The sequence below is a fragment of the Spirosoma terrae genome (assembly GCF_010435915.1).
Classification (GTDB): Bacteria; Bacteroidota; Bacteroidia; order Cytophagales; family Spirosomataceae; genus Spirosoma; species Spirosoma terrae.
Map to the genome: position 1 here is coordinate 134,293 of NZ_JAAFZH010000006.1, position 15,364 is coordinate 149,656.

8 protein-coding genes are annotated in these 15,364 nt (G+C 48.8%); 2 read left to right on the top strand and 6 right to left on the bottom strand.

Going from position 1 to position 15,364, the window contains the following annotated elements; all coding sequences use genetic code 11:
* Window positions 1–105: 105 nt before the first annotated feature.
* Together GK108_RS15405 and GK108_RS15410 are read right to left on the bottom strand one after the other, a co-directional pair.
* Complete coding sequence (locus tag GK108_RS15405; protein WP_246224916.1) at window positions 106–3,456, bottom strand: TonB-dependent receptor; 3,351 nt, start codon at window positions 3,454–3,456, stop codon at window positions 106–108.
* Between the two features lie 190 nt (window positions 3,457–3,646).
* Window positions 3,647–4,705, bottom strand: a complete 1,059-nt coding sequence (locus tag GK108_RS15410; RefSeq protein WP_163950017.1) for a FecR family protein — start codon at window positions 4,703–4,705, stop codon at window positions 3,647–3,649.
* Window positions 4,706–5,006: 301 nt separating this feature from the next.
* On the opposite strand from GK108_RS15410, the gene GK108_RS15415 reads away from it, so the two are divergent.
* Complete coding sequence (locus tag GK108_RS15415; RefSeq protein ID WP_163950019.1) at window positions 5,007–5,594, top strand: RNA polymerase sigma-70 factor; 588 nt, start codon at window positions 5,007–5,009, stop codon at window positions 5,592–5,594.
* A 93-nt stretch (window positions 5,595–5,687) separates the two neighbouring features.
* Here the strand turns inward: GK108_RS15415 and GK108_RS15420 are convergent, their stop codons facing one another.
* From GK108_RS15420 to GK108_RS15435, 4 genes are all read right to left on the bottom strand, one after another.
* Window positions 5,688–7,328 (bottom strand): FAD-dependent oxidoreductase, encoded by a 1,641-nt coding sequence (locus tag GK108_RS15420; protein WP_163950022.1) that lies wholly within the window; start codon window positions 7,326–7,328, stop codon window positions 5,688–5,690.
* A 151-nt stretch (window positions 7,329–7,479) separates the two neighbouring features.
* A complete protein-coding gene (locus GK108_RS15425; protein ID WP_163950025.1) occupies window positions 7,480–8,949 on the bottom strand; it encodes a RagB/SusD family nutrient uptake outer membrane protein in 1,470 nt (489 codons plus the stop codon).
* A gap of 12 nt (window positions 8,950–8,961) precedes the next feature.
* The gene (locus GK108_RS15430; RefSeq protein ID WP_246224917.1) at window positions 8,962–12,351 is read right to left on the bottom strand and encodes a SusC/RagA family TonB-linked outer membrane protein; all 3,390 of its coding nucleotides are present in this window, start codon (window positions 12,349–12,351) and stop codon (window positions 8,962–8,964) included.
* 253 nt (window positions 12,352–12,604) lie between these two features.
* Window positions 12,605–13,732 carry a FecR family protein gene (locus tag GK108_RS15435; RefSeq protein WP_163950028.1) on the bottom strand — a complete coding sequence of 376 codons (1,128 nt, stop codon included), beginning with the start codon at window positions 13,730–13,732 and terminating at the stop codon, window positions 12,605–12,607.
* An 826-nt stretch (window positions 13,733–14,558) separates the two neighbouring features.
* Between GK108_RS15435 and GK108_RS15440 the strand changes: the two genes are divergently transcribed.
* On the top strand, window positions 14,559–15,038 hold the full coding sequence (locus tag GK108_RS15440; protein WP_163950033.1) for a hypothetical protein: 480 nt from the start codon (window positions 14,559–14,561) through the stop codon (window positions 15,036–15,038).
* Window positions 15,039–15,364: the final 326 nt, after the last annotated feature.

Here is a 15,364-nt window from a genome sequence, read left to right on the forward strand (position 1 = left end):
GTGTTCAATGTTGACCGGGTCGCCGGTGCGATGAGTGAATGATAGAATGGTAGAATGATTTTTCGCGGCAGCTATTCAATCATTCTACCATTCTATCATTCACAATTAAAATCCCGCCCGCAGGCCAAACGTGACTGATTTAGCGACAGGATAACTGTAAAAATCAATCCCCTGCGATGTGGCCTTAGCCCCGCCGTTTGAGTTCACTTCGGGGTCCCACCACGAGTAGTTCGTGAGCGTGAGCAAATTCTGACCACTGGCGTAGAGCTGCACATTTTTCACCCAGTTTACGCCCCATTTCGCCAGCGGAAAATTGTAGGCCAGCTGGATATTTTTCAGGCGGACATACGACCCATCTTCTACGTAACGATTCGACAGACGAGCGTTTACGCTGTTGCTGATAATGGGATATTTCGCGTTCGGATTCGACGGCGACCAGTGATTCAGAAACACTTCGCGCGGCATATTCAGCCCGAAACCGTAATCGATGGTGCTTCCAATGGCGCTGGCATTAAACAAGTCGTTGCCCTGCACGCCCTGCACAAATAGCGTCAGCTCAAAATTTCTGTACGACATCGCTGAGTTGATGCCAAAAATGAAATTCGGGTTTGGATTACCGATATAGGCTTTGTCGGCGGTCGAAATCGTACCGTCGCCGTTTATGTCTTTGTATCTGATCTTGCCTTTGTCGTCGTAGCCGTCTTCTACGTAGCCCCAGAACTGACCAATAGGCCGTCCTTCACGCAGGATGTTCGATACGTCGTTGACAACCACTACGCCAATACTGCCCCCCAATACATCCTGCCCGCCGTAGAGTTTCACTACTTTATTCCGGTTGAACGATATATTGGCGTTCACATCCCACTTGAAATCGCCCGTCAGAACGCGACTATCGATGCCAAGTTCCAGCCCTTTGTTCTGCACTTCGCCTACATTCTGAATCGTTGTCAGGTAACCGAGCGATGAGGGCAGCGCCACCGTCGTCAGCAAATCGCGGGTGTTTTTAACGTAGTAATCAGCGGTCAGGATGATCCGGTTTTTGAAAATCCCAAAGTCGACGCCAATATCTTTCTGTTCGGTCGTTTCCCACTTCAGTTTGCCGGGCAGGGTTGTTTCAGGACCATAGGTTGTATACAGCGCGTCGCCCAACACCGTTTTACCCGAACTTAACTGGCTCAACGTAGCATAAGGGTCAATCGCCTGGCTGCCCGTTAACCCCCAGCTTGCCCGAAGTTTCAGGTCAGAGACAAACGTATTGTTCTTCATAAAACCCTCGTTGGAGATGCGCCAGGCCAGCGCTGCCGACGGGAAATACCCCCATTTGTCGCCTTCGCTGTATCTCGACGATCCATCCCGACGAATACTGGCCGTTGCCAGGTATTTGCTGTCGTATGAATAATTGATACGTCCGAGATACGACAACAGCACCGACTTTGCGTAACCCGACCCCGGAATGCCCGGCGTTGTGGCTGACCCCAAATCGTATGTACCCGGCGTATCGCTCAGAAAACCTACGCCACTGGCACCCAGCGACGTAGTAAGAAAATTCTGGTACGTAAACCCCGCGACGGCCGCAATACTGTGTTTTTGCGCGATGGTTTTGTCATAGCTAATCGTATTCTCGCTCAACAGGCTGGTAAACTGACTCGTACTGACGAAGGCCGAACCAGTCGAGTTTACAAAATTCCGGGTGGTATACTGATCGCGTCGGTCGTCGCGGTTTTCGATGCCGCCCGCTATTTTAATCGTTATCGACTCGACGGGCTTAAAAATCAAGGCCGTATTCAGCAACGCTACGTTTGCTTTGGTGTCATCGCTACGTTCATTGATAAAGTTGAGCGGGTTAATCAGGTCGGTTGCCACAAACGGGTAGGCAATGGCCAGCGTCCGATACGTACCATCGTCGTTGTAGGGCGTCAGTGTGGGCGGAGCGGCAATGGCTCCGGCAATCATCGAATTACCCCGGCTACCTCCACTAACGGTTTTCTGCCCGGTTTGCAAGCGCGACAGGGTACCCGAAAAATTGATGCTGAACTTGTCGCTGATGGTATGGCTGATGTTGGTACGTAGCGAATACCGATTGTAGTTGCTCCCCTGAATAATTCCTTCCTGATTGAATGTACTACCCGATAAGGAGAACTGCGTTTTTTCGTTGCCGCCACTCACGTTCAGCGACAGGGTTTTGATGGGAGCTTTCCGAAAAACAAGGTCCTGCCAGTCGAAACCCTGCCCAAACGCATCGATCTGCGCCTGCGTAAAATACGGATTCTGTTTGTCGTTTACGGCCTGTTCGTTGTAGAACTGCGCATATTCTTTGGCATTCATCAGGTCCAGTTTTTTCCGCAGACTTTGCGTACTGTAACTGGTTTCCAGATCGACCCGCGTTTTTCCGGCTTTCCCGCGTTTGGTCGTAATCAGCACCACGCCATTGGCTCCCCGCGACCCATAAATGGCCGTGGCCGACGCATCTTTCAGAATTTCGATGGTTTCAATATCGGCGTTGTTGAGCTGGGTTGGGTTGCTTCCATTGATCGGAAAACCATCCACTACGTAGAGCGGCTCGTTGCTCCCCTGCAATGAGTTCGTTCCGCGAATACGGACGCTCACGCTGCCGCCCGGTGCACCCGTATTTTGCAACACCTGCACACCAGCCGCCCGGCCCTGCATGGCCTGTAGTACGTTCGTAGCCGGATAGGCATTCAGCTCTTTCGCTTTTACCTGCGCCAGCGAACCCGTCAGATCGCTTTTTTTAACGGTTCCGTATCCCACAACCACCACTTCAGACAGTGATTTATCGTCGGGTACGAGCTGCACATCAATCGAACTTCGGCTCCCAATGACCACTTCCTGATTCTGATACCCCACGAACGAAAACACCAACGTAGTGGCATTGTCGGGCGCGTTCAGCCGGTATTTTCCGTCGGCGTCGGTAGTGGTGCCACGCGTCGTGTTCTTGACGACAACGCTCACCCCCGGCAAGCCTTCGCCGGTTTCGCTTTTGACGGTACCCGAAATGGTTTTATCGGCCGCTTCGGGCATTTTCAGGGCAATATTCTGTAGTTCAGCAATACTCGACGTAGCAGATTGCTGCTTCGGTATTGCCTGAATAACAATTTGTCCGCTAATTACCTGATACGTCAGGCCGATTGGTTTCAGTAGACGTTCCAACACGGCGGATAATTCCTGATTCTGAGCGTGTAACGACACTTTTTTCGCTACAGGAACCGTACTCGGGCTATAAACGAAATCAACCTCGGCGATACGTTCCAGCCGGGTAAGCATTGTTTTCAACGCCACTTCGTCGGCTTTGATGGTAACGGGTCGGCGGAGGAAATCCTGCGCTTTGCCATCGTACGCCAGTGACGCACTGGCCAGCAGAAGACTCAGAAAAACAGGCAGAAACGAGATTTTCATGACGGTCAGACAGTACAAACCGAACATTCGATAAAACTTCATACTTTTGGTATGTTTTGTTGGGTGATAGGAATAATTCGACAAAACAATCCCCGGCTCATCCTGGCAGATGAGTACTGACGCGAATCAATGGGGACGTATCAGGCCGATGGTGTAGCCGCACTATCGGCCTTTTTTTAGTTGGTAAGGTTAGTTCATAAGCATAGCGTTACGTAGTGAGAAAAGGTAAGGGTTAAGGTGTACAGCCTGCGCCGTTGATGATGATTCGTGGGCCCTGGATTTCGTAATGAGCACCAATGGCCTGACAGAGCAATTCAAGCTTGCTGTACAGCGGTTGTTGGGAAATATTACCCGTAAATCGGCAGTTGGTCAGGTCTTTATTACCAACGACCATCTCAATGCCGTAGAGTTGCTCAAGCTGACGCAGTACTTCTGGCAAAGGACTGGCATCGAACGTAAAGCTGGACGGTTTGGCCCGCACGGGCAGCGTGAGGGGTTTCGGTTCATCGACCAACCCTCTGGCCAGCCGGTTCTGTTCTACGAAAATGGTGACTTTCTGATTGGGCGTGATAACGGCGTCGGCCTCATCATTCGTCTTCTTATCGACATTGTTGGATTGGCTTGCATTCTTAAAAACAGCCACTTTTCCGGTTTGCACGGCCACTTCCACTGTTTGCGCATTGGTTGGCGCCGTTACCCAGAAGCTCGTCCCCAGAACGCGCGTTGCTACCTTGCCGCTATAGACCAGAAATGGCCGGTTAGGATTGCGCTGAACCTCAAAAAACGCTTTACCAGTAAGCCACGTTTCGCGTTTGGGGCTGTTCAAACTCCTCGAATAACGTATTGAACTCTGTGGTTGGAGATGTACTATACTCCCATCGCTAAGCGCGATCGACTCCGCTTTGTCGGTTTTGTTGGTATGCTCGGCAATCTCTGTATTCGCTACGTTGGCGTTTTTGCTCGTAGCCAACGTAGCAGACTGGTATCGATACGTAATGAACGTACCAAGACCTACAATAATCGCAATGGCCGCAGCGGCAACCCAACGTTTGAATAAGGGTAGCTGAATCAGTTTGCCTTTTGGGGAATTTTCTTCGTCGGAATCGACCTCGTCATTGATTTGATGCCAGAGTTTTTTCTTCAAATCGAGCCGCTCGGTTTCCGTCATCGACAGGCGCGTGTTGCCATCCAACTGATCGTACCATTGATCAATTAGTTTGATTTCTTCGTCGGTACATTGCCCGGCCCGGTAGCGTTCAATCAGGCGAATAAAGTCTTTTTCCGGCATCATCGGCGGTTCAGTCGATTCTCACTGTGGAAGTCGACAAAGCCGGGCAATTACCCTAAACGCTTCCCAGAAATAGTAGATTATTTATATAAAATAAGGCTTAACCAGTAAAAAATATTATCATTATCCAATCCGATTGTTTTTTCTTCTGACAGGATTCACATGATTTACAGGATAACAAATGGCGAAATAATCTTGTAAATCCTGTTAATCCTGTCGAAATGGCCACGACCTACGATAGAATTATTCTTCAGAAAACTATAATTTAGTTCATACTTTTGATGGAAATCGTTGTTGACTAGCAATGAGCGGGCAAGCCTCTTTTTTCAAAGACTGGGATGATGGACAGCTATTGCAGGCCTTATCGGGTGGCAATCGGCTGGCGCTTGCTGAACTCTACGAACGCTACTGGTACGATCTGTATCGGGTTGCTTTCCAGAAGACTAAATCACGGGAAATAGCCGAAGAATTAGTGCAGGATTTATTCGTCCAGCTCTGGCAACGACGCGAATCGCTGGATGTTCGGCAAGTGGATGCGTATTTATTCCGGGCGCTGAAATATTCGGTCATAGACCATATCAAAAGTCAGGTAGTCGAGCAGAAATACCAGGCCTATCAGCAGTTTTTTGCACCACAGGTCACTACGTCCACCGAAGAGCAGGTTTCGTACAATAACCTGATCGAAACCATTGAATCGGAACTCGTTAAACTTCCAACAAAGACACAGGAAGTCTTTCGACTAAGCCGCTTCGAGGGCCAATCCATTCCCGAAATCTCCGAACGTTTGTCGTTAACGGATAAGGCCGTCGAGTACCATCTGTCCAAAGCGCTCAAGTTGCTACGTCTCCAACTGCGCGATTATATGGTTATTGTGTTGCTGTTTTTCTGGTAGTACAACAAAATTCCCCGGCAGAAACCACCGGGGAAAAGTACACTACCAACCTATTATAAAACTTATTTTTCAGATCTGCTACGTAGCAAAAGCCTACGGAATTGTTATTACCTGCTGCTGGCGAACTAACAGCGGTTTCAAATCCGTATACTTCACTTCCTGAACCGTAGTCCGTTTCTGATTCGCCAGCACAGCCGCCGTGCCACACGCCTGCCCCATAGCCATAAAGGTAAATTCGATACGTATCGCCCCGTAAGCAATATGGCTTGACGATGGGCAGGACGCCGACAACAGATTCGTACATTGTGATGCTTTCGGCACCAGCGCCCGGTACGAAATAGGTAACGGTTGCCATTCCTTTCCGCCAAAAACAAAGCCTTCGTTATAGGCGTACCCGTCGCGTACTATCGTGCGAACATTATGCACATCGGGGGGCCAATACGCCATTGCTACAGGATCTTCAACGGGCGTAGGCTTGTCTTTTTTGACGTGATGCTCGGTAATGACGTAGTCCGATACCATCCGTCGCGCATCGCGAACGTAGAAAATCCGGGGCCAACCGCCGTTGTCGGTAAATTCGTCCTTCGGTAATCCCCACTCCGACCAGTTTTTTTGCAACTCAGGATCGAGCCGACCGATTTCGGGATCGTTTGCCAGAAAATAGAAAAGCCCCTGCGTGAAACTCCGATGATAATCAACTACTTCCTGACGCTTTTGATACGTTCCGGCCGGATATGCGTAATTCATGCCATTAAGATTGTGCGATACGTCGCGGCCACCGTTAAAATCCGTTTTCTGGTTGGGCAGATTGGCACCGGGTTTGTATAGTTTTCCGCCCGCCTTCAGGTAGCGTTCAAACAGTTCATAGTTTTTGCGGTCGTAGTTGGCGGGCTTAGGCAACGGAATCCGGTTCTCCGGCTTGTTGGTCATACACACCCGAAAACAATACGCCTGCAAACGATGATCGCCCGAACCCGGTTCACCTAACGGTTCGGCAGAGACGCCATAAATCAGCCCGCTTTTCGGATCGCCCGGCGTTTTGTACGGGTCTACGTTCACCGCAAACTGATTGTGATCCGTTACGTTCCGAATCCCATTTTTGGTTTCGTTATACACGCTGTTCGCTTCCCGTCCGATGGCTGTACTGACTCCGGCTCTATACAGCAAATCGCCCTCCAACGTAGCATCGATAAATATTTTGCCCCGATATGTTTTGCCGTTGGTCAGTTTGATTTGTTGAATGGCCGTTCCTTTTTTCGAAACGGCTTCCGGCGATTCCAGCAAAAGGCTTTCGTAGGCTACTGAAATCTTATGCTCGGCAACCCAATCGGTAATCACCCGTTCGGCTACACTGGATTCGAAACGCCAGATATCGGGTTTCTTGATTTTGGTACGTAGTACTTCCTCAAACTCATCGGCACGTCCATACGCTTTGGCGATACGTCGGTAAAATTCCAGAGCCAGTCCACCCACAGCCGAACTGTTCTGAAACTCCCGATGATTGTCGATATCCGTGCCTCCCAGCCCTTCAACCATGATACCGCCCAGATGCTTCCCCGGCTCCAGCAACACCACCGACTGCCCCACGCGCGCGACCTGAATAGCCGCAGCGACACCGGCTGGCGTACCGCCATAAATCACGACGTCGTATGTCTGCTGAGCCAGCGTCTTCCACGATAGAAGAAAAAACAAGAGTATAATCGGGCCGCCGAGCGGTTGTTTTCGAAAAATCATTACGTAAATACGATTTAGGATGTTTGATTTTACCACCCCTACCCCCTCCTAAAACAGGAGGGGAATGCGCAGAAGTGACCTTTTTCACGAACCCCCTCCTGTTTTAGGAGGGGGCAGGGGGTGGTAATAGTTAGCAGCTTTACCAGCCTCCTTAATAACCATCATTTTGTTTCAAAGCCGAATTCGCATCCATTTCACGCTGGGGAATTGGAAATGCTACGTTAGTTGCTTTGATGGCCGGGCTACGGCCATAGCTGGTCTCAGCCGCAACAGCCGTCAGCAAACGGCCTGTTCGGGTCAGGTCGAACCAGCGATTGGCTTCGAAGGCAAATTCCAGTCGGCGTTCCTGCAAAATAGCGTCTTTAAACTGCTGGCGATTTAATCCGCTGAGCGGTTCAAGTCCAGCTCTCGCCCGAACCCGGTTTATGGCTGTATATGCATCGGCAGTTGGGCCGTTATTCGCTTCGCTAAGGGCTTCAGCATAAATGAGCAGAATATCCGAAAAGCGCTGAACAACAAAACTTTTACCACCTCCACCACCAACGGTAGAGGTAAGATCAGCCAGTTTCCAGAACGATACCGCTCTGGCCGGGTCAGCGTCGTCGGTCGATAACGTAACGGTTGCTTTAGTCGTTGGATGAACATACGAGGTCAGGAACGTAGCGGCTTTCCGTTTGTCGGCGGCTGTATAACTATCGAACAGGCTTTTGCTAACCCGGAAAATGCCGCTGCCTGTACTCGGAACAATCGGCGCACCGCGTGGCGCATAACCCGTTGTGAAATTATTCCCGGCCAGATCGGTAATGTACATGACCTCGAAAAGCGACTCTTTGCCTCCCCTATTTTTCAGATCAAAGGCGTCGGCATAATTTGCCCATAGGTCATAATTGCCCATATCCATCACTTCTTTGGCTTTGGCGGCAGCCTGCGCCCAATAGGGTGAACTCGCATTAGCACCGGCCCAGGTCAGGTACACTTTGGCCAGCAACCCTTTGGCTGCTCCCGACGTAGCACGACCAATGTTGTTGCCCGAATAGCTTTTGGGCAGAACGGTTTCGGCTTCCTTTAGGTCGCTTTCGATCAGCTTATACACGTCATCGACCGAAGCGCGTGCTACGTTCACATTGTCCAGCGATGTGGTTTCGTTTGTCACTAACGGCACACCACCAAAAAACCGAACCAGCGTGAAATAGTGCATGGCCCGCAGGAACTTCGCTTCACCGACGTAACTTTTCTTCGTCGTTTCATCCATCGGAATAGCCGGAACCCGACTGATCACTACGTTGGAACGCTGAATTCCCGTATAGGCATTGCTCCAGATATTGCCGACAAACGTATTGGTCGAAATGATACCGTAGCGCCACATAGCCACCCGGTCGGCGTTGCCCGTCAGAAACGGAATACCATCGTCGGCAGCAATCACATTGGGCGTAACCACTATTTCGTCGCGGTACATGGCCCGCAATTGGCCGTACATACTCAACGTAGCGGCATCGGCATCGGAAGCCGTTTTGTAATACGTACCAACCGATTGAGAACCGGGTGGGTTTAAGTCCAGATCAGGGACACAGGCAGTTAACAAACCCGCAAGCGCGATGGAAAAACCATAGATTAATTTCATAGAATAAGGCGTTTAGAGGGTCAGATTTAAACCAAAAAGGAGCGTTTTGGCCGCCGGATAGCCGCCGTAATCCATACCCTGACTGATCGACGTAGTGCCAAATCGGCTCACTTCCGGGTCATAGCCTTTGTAGGCCGTAAACGTGAGGTAGTTCTGGGCTGCTACGTATACTTTCGCATTCCGAATCGAGATTTTGTTCAGCAACGTAGCAGGTAGATTATAGCCCAGCGACAGGTTTTTAAGCCGCAGATAAGCACCATCTTCAATTTGGAATGAAGACAGAATCCGCTGCCCGCCGGTGAGCGTTGCGCGTGGAATTTCGTTGCTCGGATTGGTTGGTGTCCATCGGTTCACGACTTCCTGCGCCTGATTGTTGTTGCCGTTGAGATTATAGAGATCAAAGCGCAGATAGTTCAAGATTTGATTCCCGGTTATTCCCTGAAAAAACACATTCAACTCAATCCCTTTGTAGGTTACGGTATTGTTTAGGCCACCAAAAAGTTTGGGGTATCCATTGCCAATAATGGTTCGGTCGTTGTCATTGATTACTCCATCGCCGTTGAGATCACGGTATTTGAAATCGCCCGGTTTAGCCGTTTTCTGCGCCGAGTTATTTATTTCTTCCTGATTCTGGAAAATCCCTTCCGTGATACGTCCGTAGAAATTGCCCAACGCTTCGCCCACTCTCAGGAGAACAGGATTTGTTACCTGAAGATGGCCAACACCATTCCCTGTCACAAATTCAGGACGACCGTCAAGGGTCAGGATTTTATTTTTATTGACTGCTACACTGAATTCGGTATTCCAGCGAAAATCTTTTTTATCAACGTTTACCGTCGAAATTGACAGCTCAAATCCCCGGTTTTCGACCTTACCAATATTTCGCAGCGCAGAGCTGTAGCCCGTTGTCTGTGGAATATTAACCTGAAAGAGCAGATCAGACGTGGTTTTGACGTAATAGTCGGCGGCTACCTGAATCCGGTTGTTCAACAAGCCAACGTCGACTCCGATATCAAACTGGGCACTTTTCTCCCAGCGTAAATCGAGGTTACTGATCGCGCTGGGTGTCCAGCCGGTACGTAGCACAGGGGAGCCTCCGCCCAAAACAGACGTGCTAACAACCAGCCCCGACAGATACTGATAATCGCCAATGGCCTGATTACCGCCCAACCCATAACTCGTCCGAAATTTCAGATCAGTGATGAGCTTCTGGTTCTGCATGAATTTTTCGTTGATAATACGCCAGGCCAACGCTCCCGACGGAAAAAACCCATATTTATTGTTCGTACCAAAGCGCGACGATCCATCACGTCGGGCGGTTAGCGTCAGCAGAAAACGACTGTCGTAATTGTAGTTCAGGCGGGCCAGATACGAAACCAGTGCCCAATCGCTGGCCGACGAGCTAGGCGTTTGCAACGTAGCACCCGCCCCCAGGTTATTGAACTGGGCATAATCGTCGGTAAAGTTGATGGCGTTGGCCGTAAGTCCTTCATTATGATAGCCCTGCGTTGTGTAGCCAATGAGTGCATTCAGACTATGTCTTGGGCTGATGGTTCGGGCATAGGTCAGCGTATTTTCGTTGAGCCAGTTCAGGCTGAAGCCCGACCCAACCGATGCATTACCGTTCGACGTAGCGCCCAGACGCACCAACCGCGTAGCGTAGTAGTTCGATTTTGTGTTTACAATATCGCTTCCCCAGCTCGTGCGAAACGTTAGCCCTTCGGCTAGTTTTATGTCGGCAAATACGTTGCCCAGAATTCGAGCCGTCAGATTCTGGTCGGTGATTTCATTGACTAGCCCCACCGGATTATCGACCAGATTACCGTTCAGCGAACCCTGATCCAGATAGTAGCCACCCGCGCTGTTGTAAATCGGGAAAACGGGCGCATAGTTAATTGCCGACGTAGTAACGCCACTGGCAATTCCGCCCTCGGTTTCGGTACGTGCCGCGTTTGCTTTGGTGTAAGCGCCCTGCATGGAGAGGCCCACTTTCAGCCACGATTTCACCTCCCGATCCAGATTGGCACGTAGCGTAAATCGTTTGAAATACGAGTTTTTGATGATTCCCTGCTGGTCGTAATAACTGCCCGAAATAGCGTATTTCGTTTTGGATTCGCCACCCGTAAAACTCAGTTGATAATTCTGAATAGGCGCTTCGCGAAATACTTCGTTTTGCCAGTCGGTGCCTACTCCGAGCGATGATGGCAACGGGCGATCAGGGGCTGAGCCATCGAAATAAGGTGTACTTCCGCCATTAATACGGGCGTCGTTGATGAATTCGGCATATTCGCGGGCATTCATCAAGGGAATTTTCCGACGTACCGACTGAACCCCGTAATACGTCTCAAAATTAACGCTCGACTGTCCATCTTTACCACGCTTCGTAGTCACAATTACAACGCCGTTCGAACCCCGCGATCCGTAAATGGCCGTTGCCGACGCATCTTTCAGAATTTCAATTGATTCTATATCATTCGGATTTATCGAATTCAGGTTTCCCGTCGGATAGCCGTCAATGACGTATAACGGCTCATTTCCGGCATTGACCGAGCCAGTTCCCCGAATCCGAACGGTGGTAGTACCGCCCGGCTGTGCCGAATTGGTTGTTACGTGTACACCCGCCACGCGCCCCTGCATGGCCCGGTCCAGCGCCACAATGGGCGTGGCTTTGATGTCGGTCTCCCCTACTTTCGACACCGAACCTGTCAGGTCGCTTTTCTTAACCGTACCATATCCCACTACTACCACTTCTTCCAGCGATTTATTGTCAGGAGCCAGTTGCACATCAACGCTCGTCCGGTTGCCCACCGACAATTCCTGACTCAGATAACCTACAAAACTGAATACGAGCACCGCCGACTGGTCGGGAACGGCCAACCGATACGTACCATTTCCGTCGGAAACCGTTCCGCGCTGCGTACCTTTCAACAATACGCTGACACCGGGCAATACGCCCCCTTTTTCGTCGGTGATACGTCCCGTAATGGTGATGTCGTCGGTACGTATCGGTTCAAAAACAGCCGATGTTTTGTTATCGCGAACGATTTCTTTACGTAGCACAATGTAGTTGCCCGAAATCTGGTAACTGATATGCAGAGGTTTCAGCAATTGATCCAGAACCACTTCCAGCCGGTCGTTATTGGCCCGAAGCGACACCTTGCTTTCGGCTTCAATAACCTGCGGTACGTAGGTAAACTTCACATTAGCGGCTTTTTCCAGTCGACGTAGCACCACTTTTAAGTCCTGCCGGTCGAACTGAACGGAAACCGGACGATTCAGCAAATCCTGCGACAAGCCATCGTAGGCGAGCGTCAGACTGGCCGAAAAAACAGCCAATACCAACTGTAGACCGGTGATTTTCATGAGTGTTAACAGGGAAAAGGAATCCCACTTTTTTTTCATACTTTTAAGCTGTTTTTTGTTCGTAAGCGCTGAAAACTTTGGGCAAAAACAATCCCGTCCCCCGCTTTTCAGGGTTGTTGCAAGGCCAGAAAATGAAGGAGACGTTACGTAAGGCCGGACATCGGACTAGCAGTGGTTGCAACACGGCTACATCGGTGCTCCGGTTCTTTTTTGACTAATTCAGTCAAGGTCATTTACATAGGCAGTTGGGTTAAAGAGGTTCGATAGGGTTTACACGATGTATTGACTAGCTCTATTTATTCTGACAACCCGGTCCGCTGATAACAACTCGGGTTCCCCACACTTCATATGTAGCGCCGATGGTCTGGCAAACAATATCCAGTTTTCGGAACAGCGGTTCGTTGCCCAGCGGAGCCGTTAAGCTACAGCCCGAAAAAGTCGTAGAGTCGTACTGAATCGTTACGCCATACGCCTGTTCCAGCTTCTGAAACACCTCACTTACCGGCGCTTCATCGAACACAAAATACTGGTTATTAGCTGGCTTATTCAGAAGCGCGGGTTCATCGACCAGACGCTTCGTCAACTGCTCGTTAGTCGTATTAAAAATGGCTTGTTCATTAGGTGTCAGCAGTAACCTATTCGCAATATTGCCGCTACGTTGCTGCGATTGCCGGAGTGCTTTCAGCGTGTACACCGCCACTTTCCCCGTCCGGACGGCTACCGAAACCTGCGCTACGTTAGGCACGGCTTTGATCGTAAAACTCGTTCCTACTACCTGCGTTACCAATCCATTTGCATAGACGATAAACGGCTGTTCTGGATTTTTGGTCACCTCAAAAAAGCCCTCTCCTTCCAGATACACCTCCCGCTTGATCGAACTAAATTTTTCCGGATACTGAACCCGGCTACGCGGTTGTAACACAACGGTGCTTCCATCGCTAAGTTGTACGGTCAGCGGCTGCTGGGTTTCATTCCGCTTCTCCGCCAACGTAGCATTATCTGTCGAATGCCAGCCTGCCGACGTGGCAAGCTGATCTGCCGAATCCGGCTGCCGAACAAACCACCATCCAAAGCCAAGCAATAGCAACACAGCGGCTGCCGCTACCCACGATTGCCAGAACCCAATACGTCGGATACGAACCGGCGTTACTACGTTGGTTTCGTCGCCTTCCCGAATCTGCTGCTGAATGCCCGCCCACATCTGATCACGTTGGGAGGTAGTTGGCAGTGTCTGCGTTTGCTCAACCGCTTTCAGAAAAGCCCTTGCCTGAATAATAGCCGATTGACGTTCGGGATATTGTCGCCGAAACTCATTCCAGAACGTATCGGTTTCGGCAGACGGCTGTTGAATCCATTGTCGAAAAAAGTCGTCCTGGGCCAGTTCTTCAGGCGTATAAGTCCGGTAATGTGCTACGTTCATCAGGCAAGAAAATGCTGGAATAATCCTCTTTATAGAACAAGAGAGAAGAACCTTGAAAATGTCCCCTCGCTTTGAGATTTTTTTTGACAGGATTAACAACATCGACGGTCGTATCAGCCTTTGGCGATAGAGTGCTATCTATAGCGTCCCACAAAAGCAGGTATTAATGAGATTTGTCTGTCTACGTTTTAGTCTGTCAATAAAGTTGCATCTAACCATTGTTATCTACCAGTAAAAGCAGTTAGTTTACGTAATGGCACTTATACACCAGAAATATTATGAAAGCTCTAATTGGAATAATGACTCTCATTTGCTTTCTAAGTTTGGAAAGTAAGGCTCAATCATTGCACCCTGCTAAAGTTCATTTCTTAAATTTAATGGTAGGGTTAAACGCTTAGGTGAAGACAACTTTTACGAGAAGAAACCTATATTACTTAAGGCGCGTACTTGGGTTGTTGTGCAAGCGATGGGTGATAGCTTAGGGTTGGCTGTTGATGGTAAATATCATTCTATTCATTTTGAGCCCAACAAACAGTATTATTTTATGATTGAGACAAGCTATGGTTCTCGACCGATGGTCACTGAAAAATCAGAACGAGAATTTATTCTGACAGCTACTATTAACTCAGTAAAAGGGCCGGAAAATTACACTCTAACTAAGGTTGTTAATTGACTTATTCCTTGAACAGATCCTTGGTGTAGTAAGCGAGAAACTTTCTTTATTTCCATAACATACTATACTCCACATACTACTTGTATTTTTCCTAGCTAACTGGATGACCGGTACTGGACCCTGTATAGCTTAATTTGATGCATAGAGACTTATATGCAAAACAACCGTTTAGTAGGTCATGATCGGTTAACTACTCTTTTGATTGTGGCATCGCTCTTAGCCTTTTTATTAATCCACGATTATGATGGTAAAGGGCCGATGCCTTTACTGATGTGGTCTGTCATTTTTGTTGTAGCCGCTCCTTTCTCCGATAAGATCCCCTTCTTTTTATTGTTGATTAGCTGGTTCAGTTTATGGTGGGTAGTTTTCAAGCCAAGCCTACAAAAGAACTGGTTACTAGTCCTAGCTTGTCTTATCCCTCAGTGGGCTGGTCTTTTATGGACCTATAACAGATATGAGAAATTTGGAAATATATGGCCAATTACTTCAGTAAACTCTCAGTTCTGGATACCAGCTTCGTTTTTCACAGCGTGTTCATTGTTAACTATCTACAAGATTTTCGACAATAACATAATTAGAAATGAAGCTAGCAATTCTAAAAAAAGTGCAAAGGCTAACCATATCAATAATTGATTAGTATTTGTAACATTTTAAGATCTATTTTATGACTAACGTAGCTGTTGCAAACGTCGAAACAGTCGCAAGCTTGCTAATAAAATGGCCAAAATTTGAACCTAGATTTGCCCCTAATTGGCTTACAATTCTTGAGTAAGTAATCCAATTCAGACTTTTGCAACAGCCATTAACGTTATGCAAGGGGAAGATTAAAGATTAGCTACTATGGTAAAAGATATTTCTTTCTACTATTTATTCCGAAGAATGATGCGAGTCCATTAGAAGTGTGCCGGTTTTATGTCTCTTTCCATTTTCTAAATCGCTTACTTATAGTCAGTAACACA

What these genes read in the sequence shown, in the direction of transcription:
- GK108_RS15405 (WP_246224916.1), bottom strand. Translation starts at nt 3,456, where the DNA reads ATGAAGTTTTATCGAATGTTCGGTTTGTACTGTCTGACCGTCATGAAA.
- GK108_RS15410 (WP_163950017.1), bottom strand. Translation starts at nt 4,705, where the DNA reads ATGATGCCGGAAAAAGACTTTATTCGCCTGATTGAACGCTACCGGGCC.
- GK108_RS15415 (WP_163950019.1), top strand. Translation starts at nt 5,007, where the DNA reads ATGAGCGGGCAAGCCTCTTTTTTCAAAGACTGGGATGATGGACAGCTA.
- GK108_RS15420 (WP_163950022.1), bottom strand. Translation starts at nt 7,328, where the DNA reads ATGATTTTTCGAAAACAACCGCTCGGCGGCCCGATTATACTCTTGTTT.
- GK108_RS15425 (WP_163950025.1), bottom strand. Translation starts at nt 8,949, where the DNA reads ATGAAATTAATCTATGGTTTTTCCATCGCGCTTGCGGGTTTGTTAACT.
- GK108_RS15430 (WP_246224917.1), bottom strand. Translation starts at nt 12,351, where the DNA reads ATGAAAAAAAAGTGGGATTCCTTTTCCCTGTTAACACTCATGAAAATC.
- GK108_RS15435 (WP_163950028.1), bottom strand. Translation starts at nt 13,732, where the DNA reads ATGAACGTAGCACATTACCGGACTTATACGCCTGAAGAACTGGCCCAG.
- GK108_RS15440 (WP_163950033.1), top strand. Translation starts at nt 14,559, where the DNA reads ATGCAAAACAACCGTTTAGTAGGTCATGATCGGTTAACTACTCTTTTG.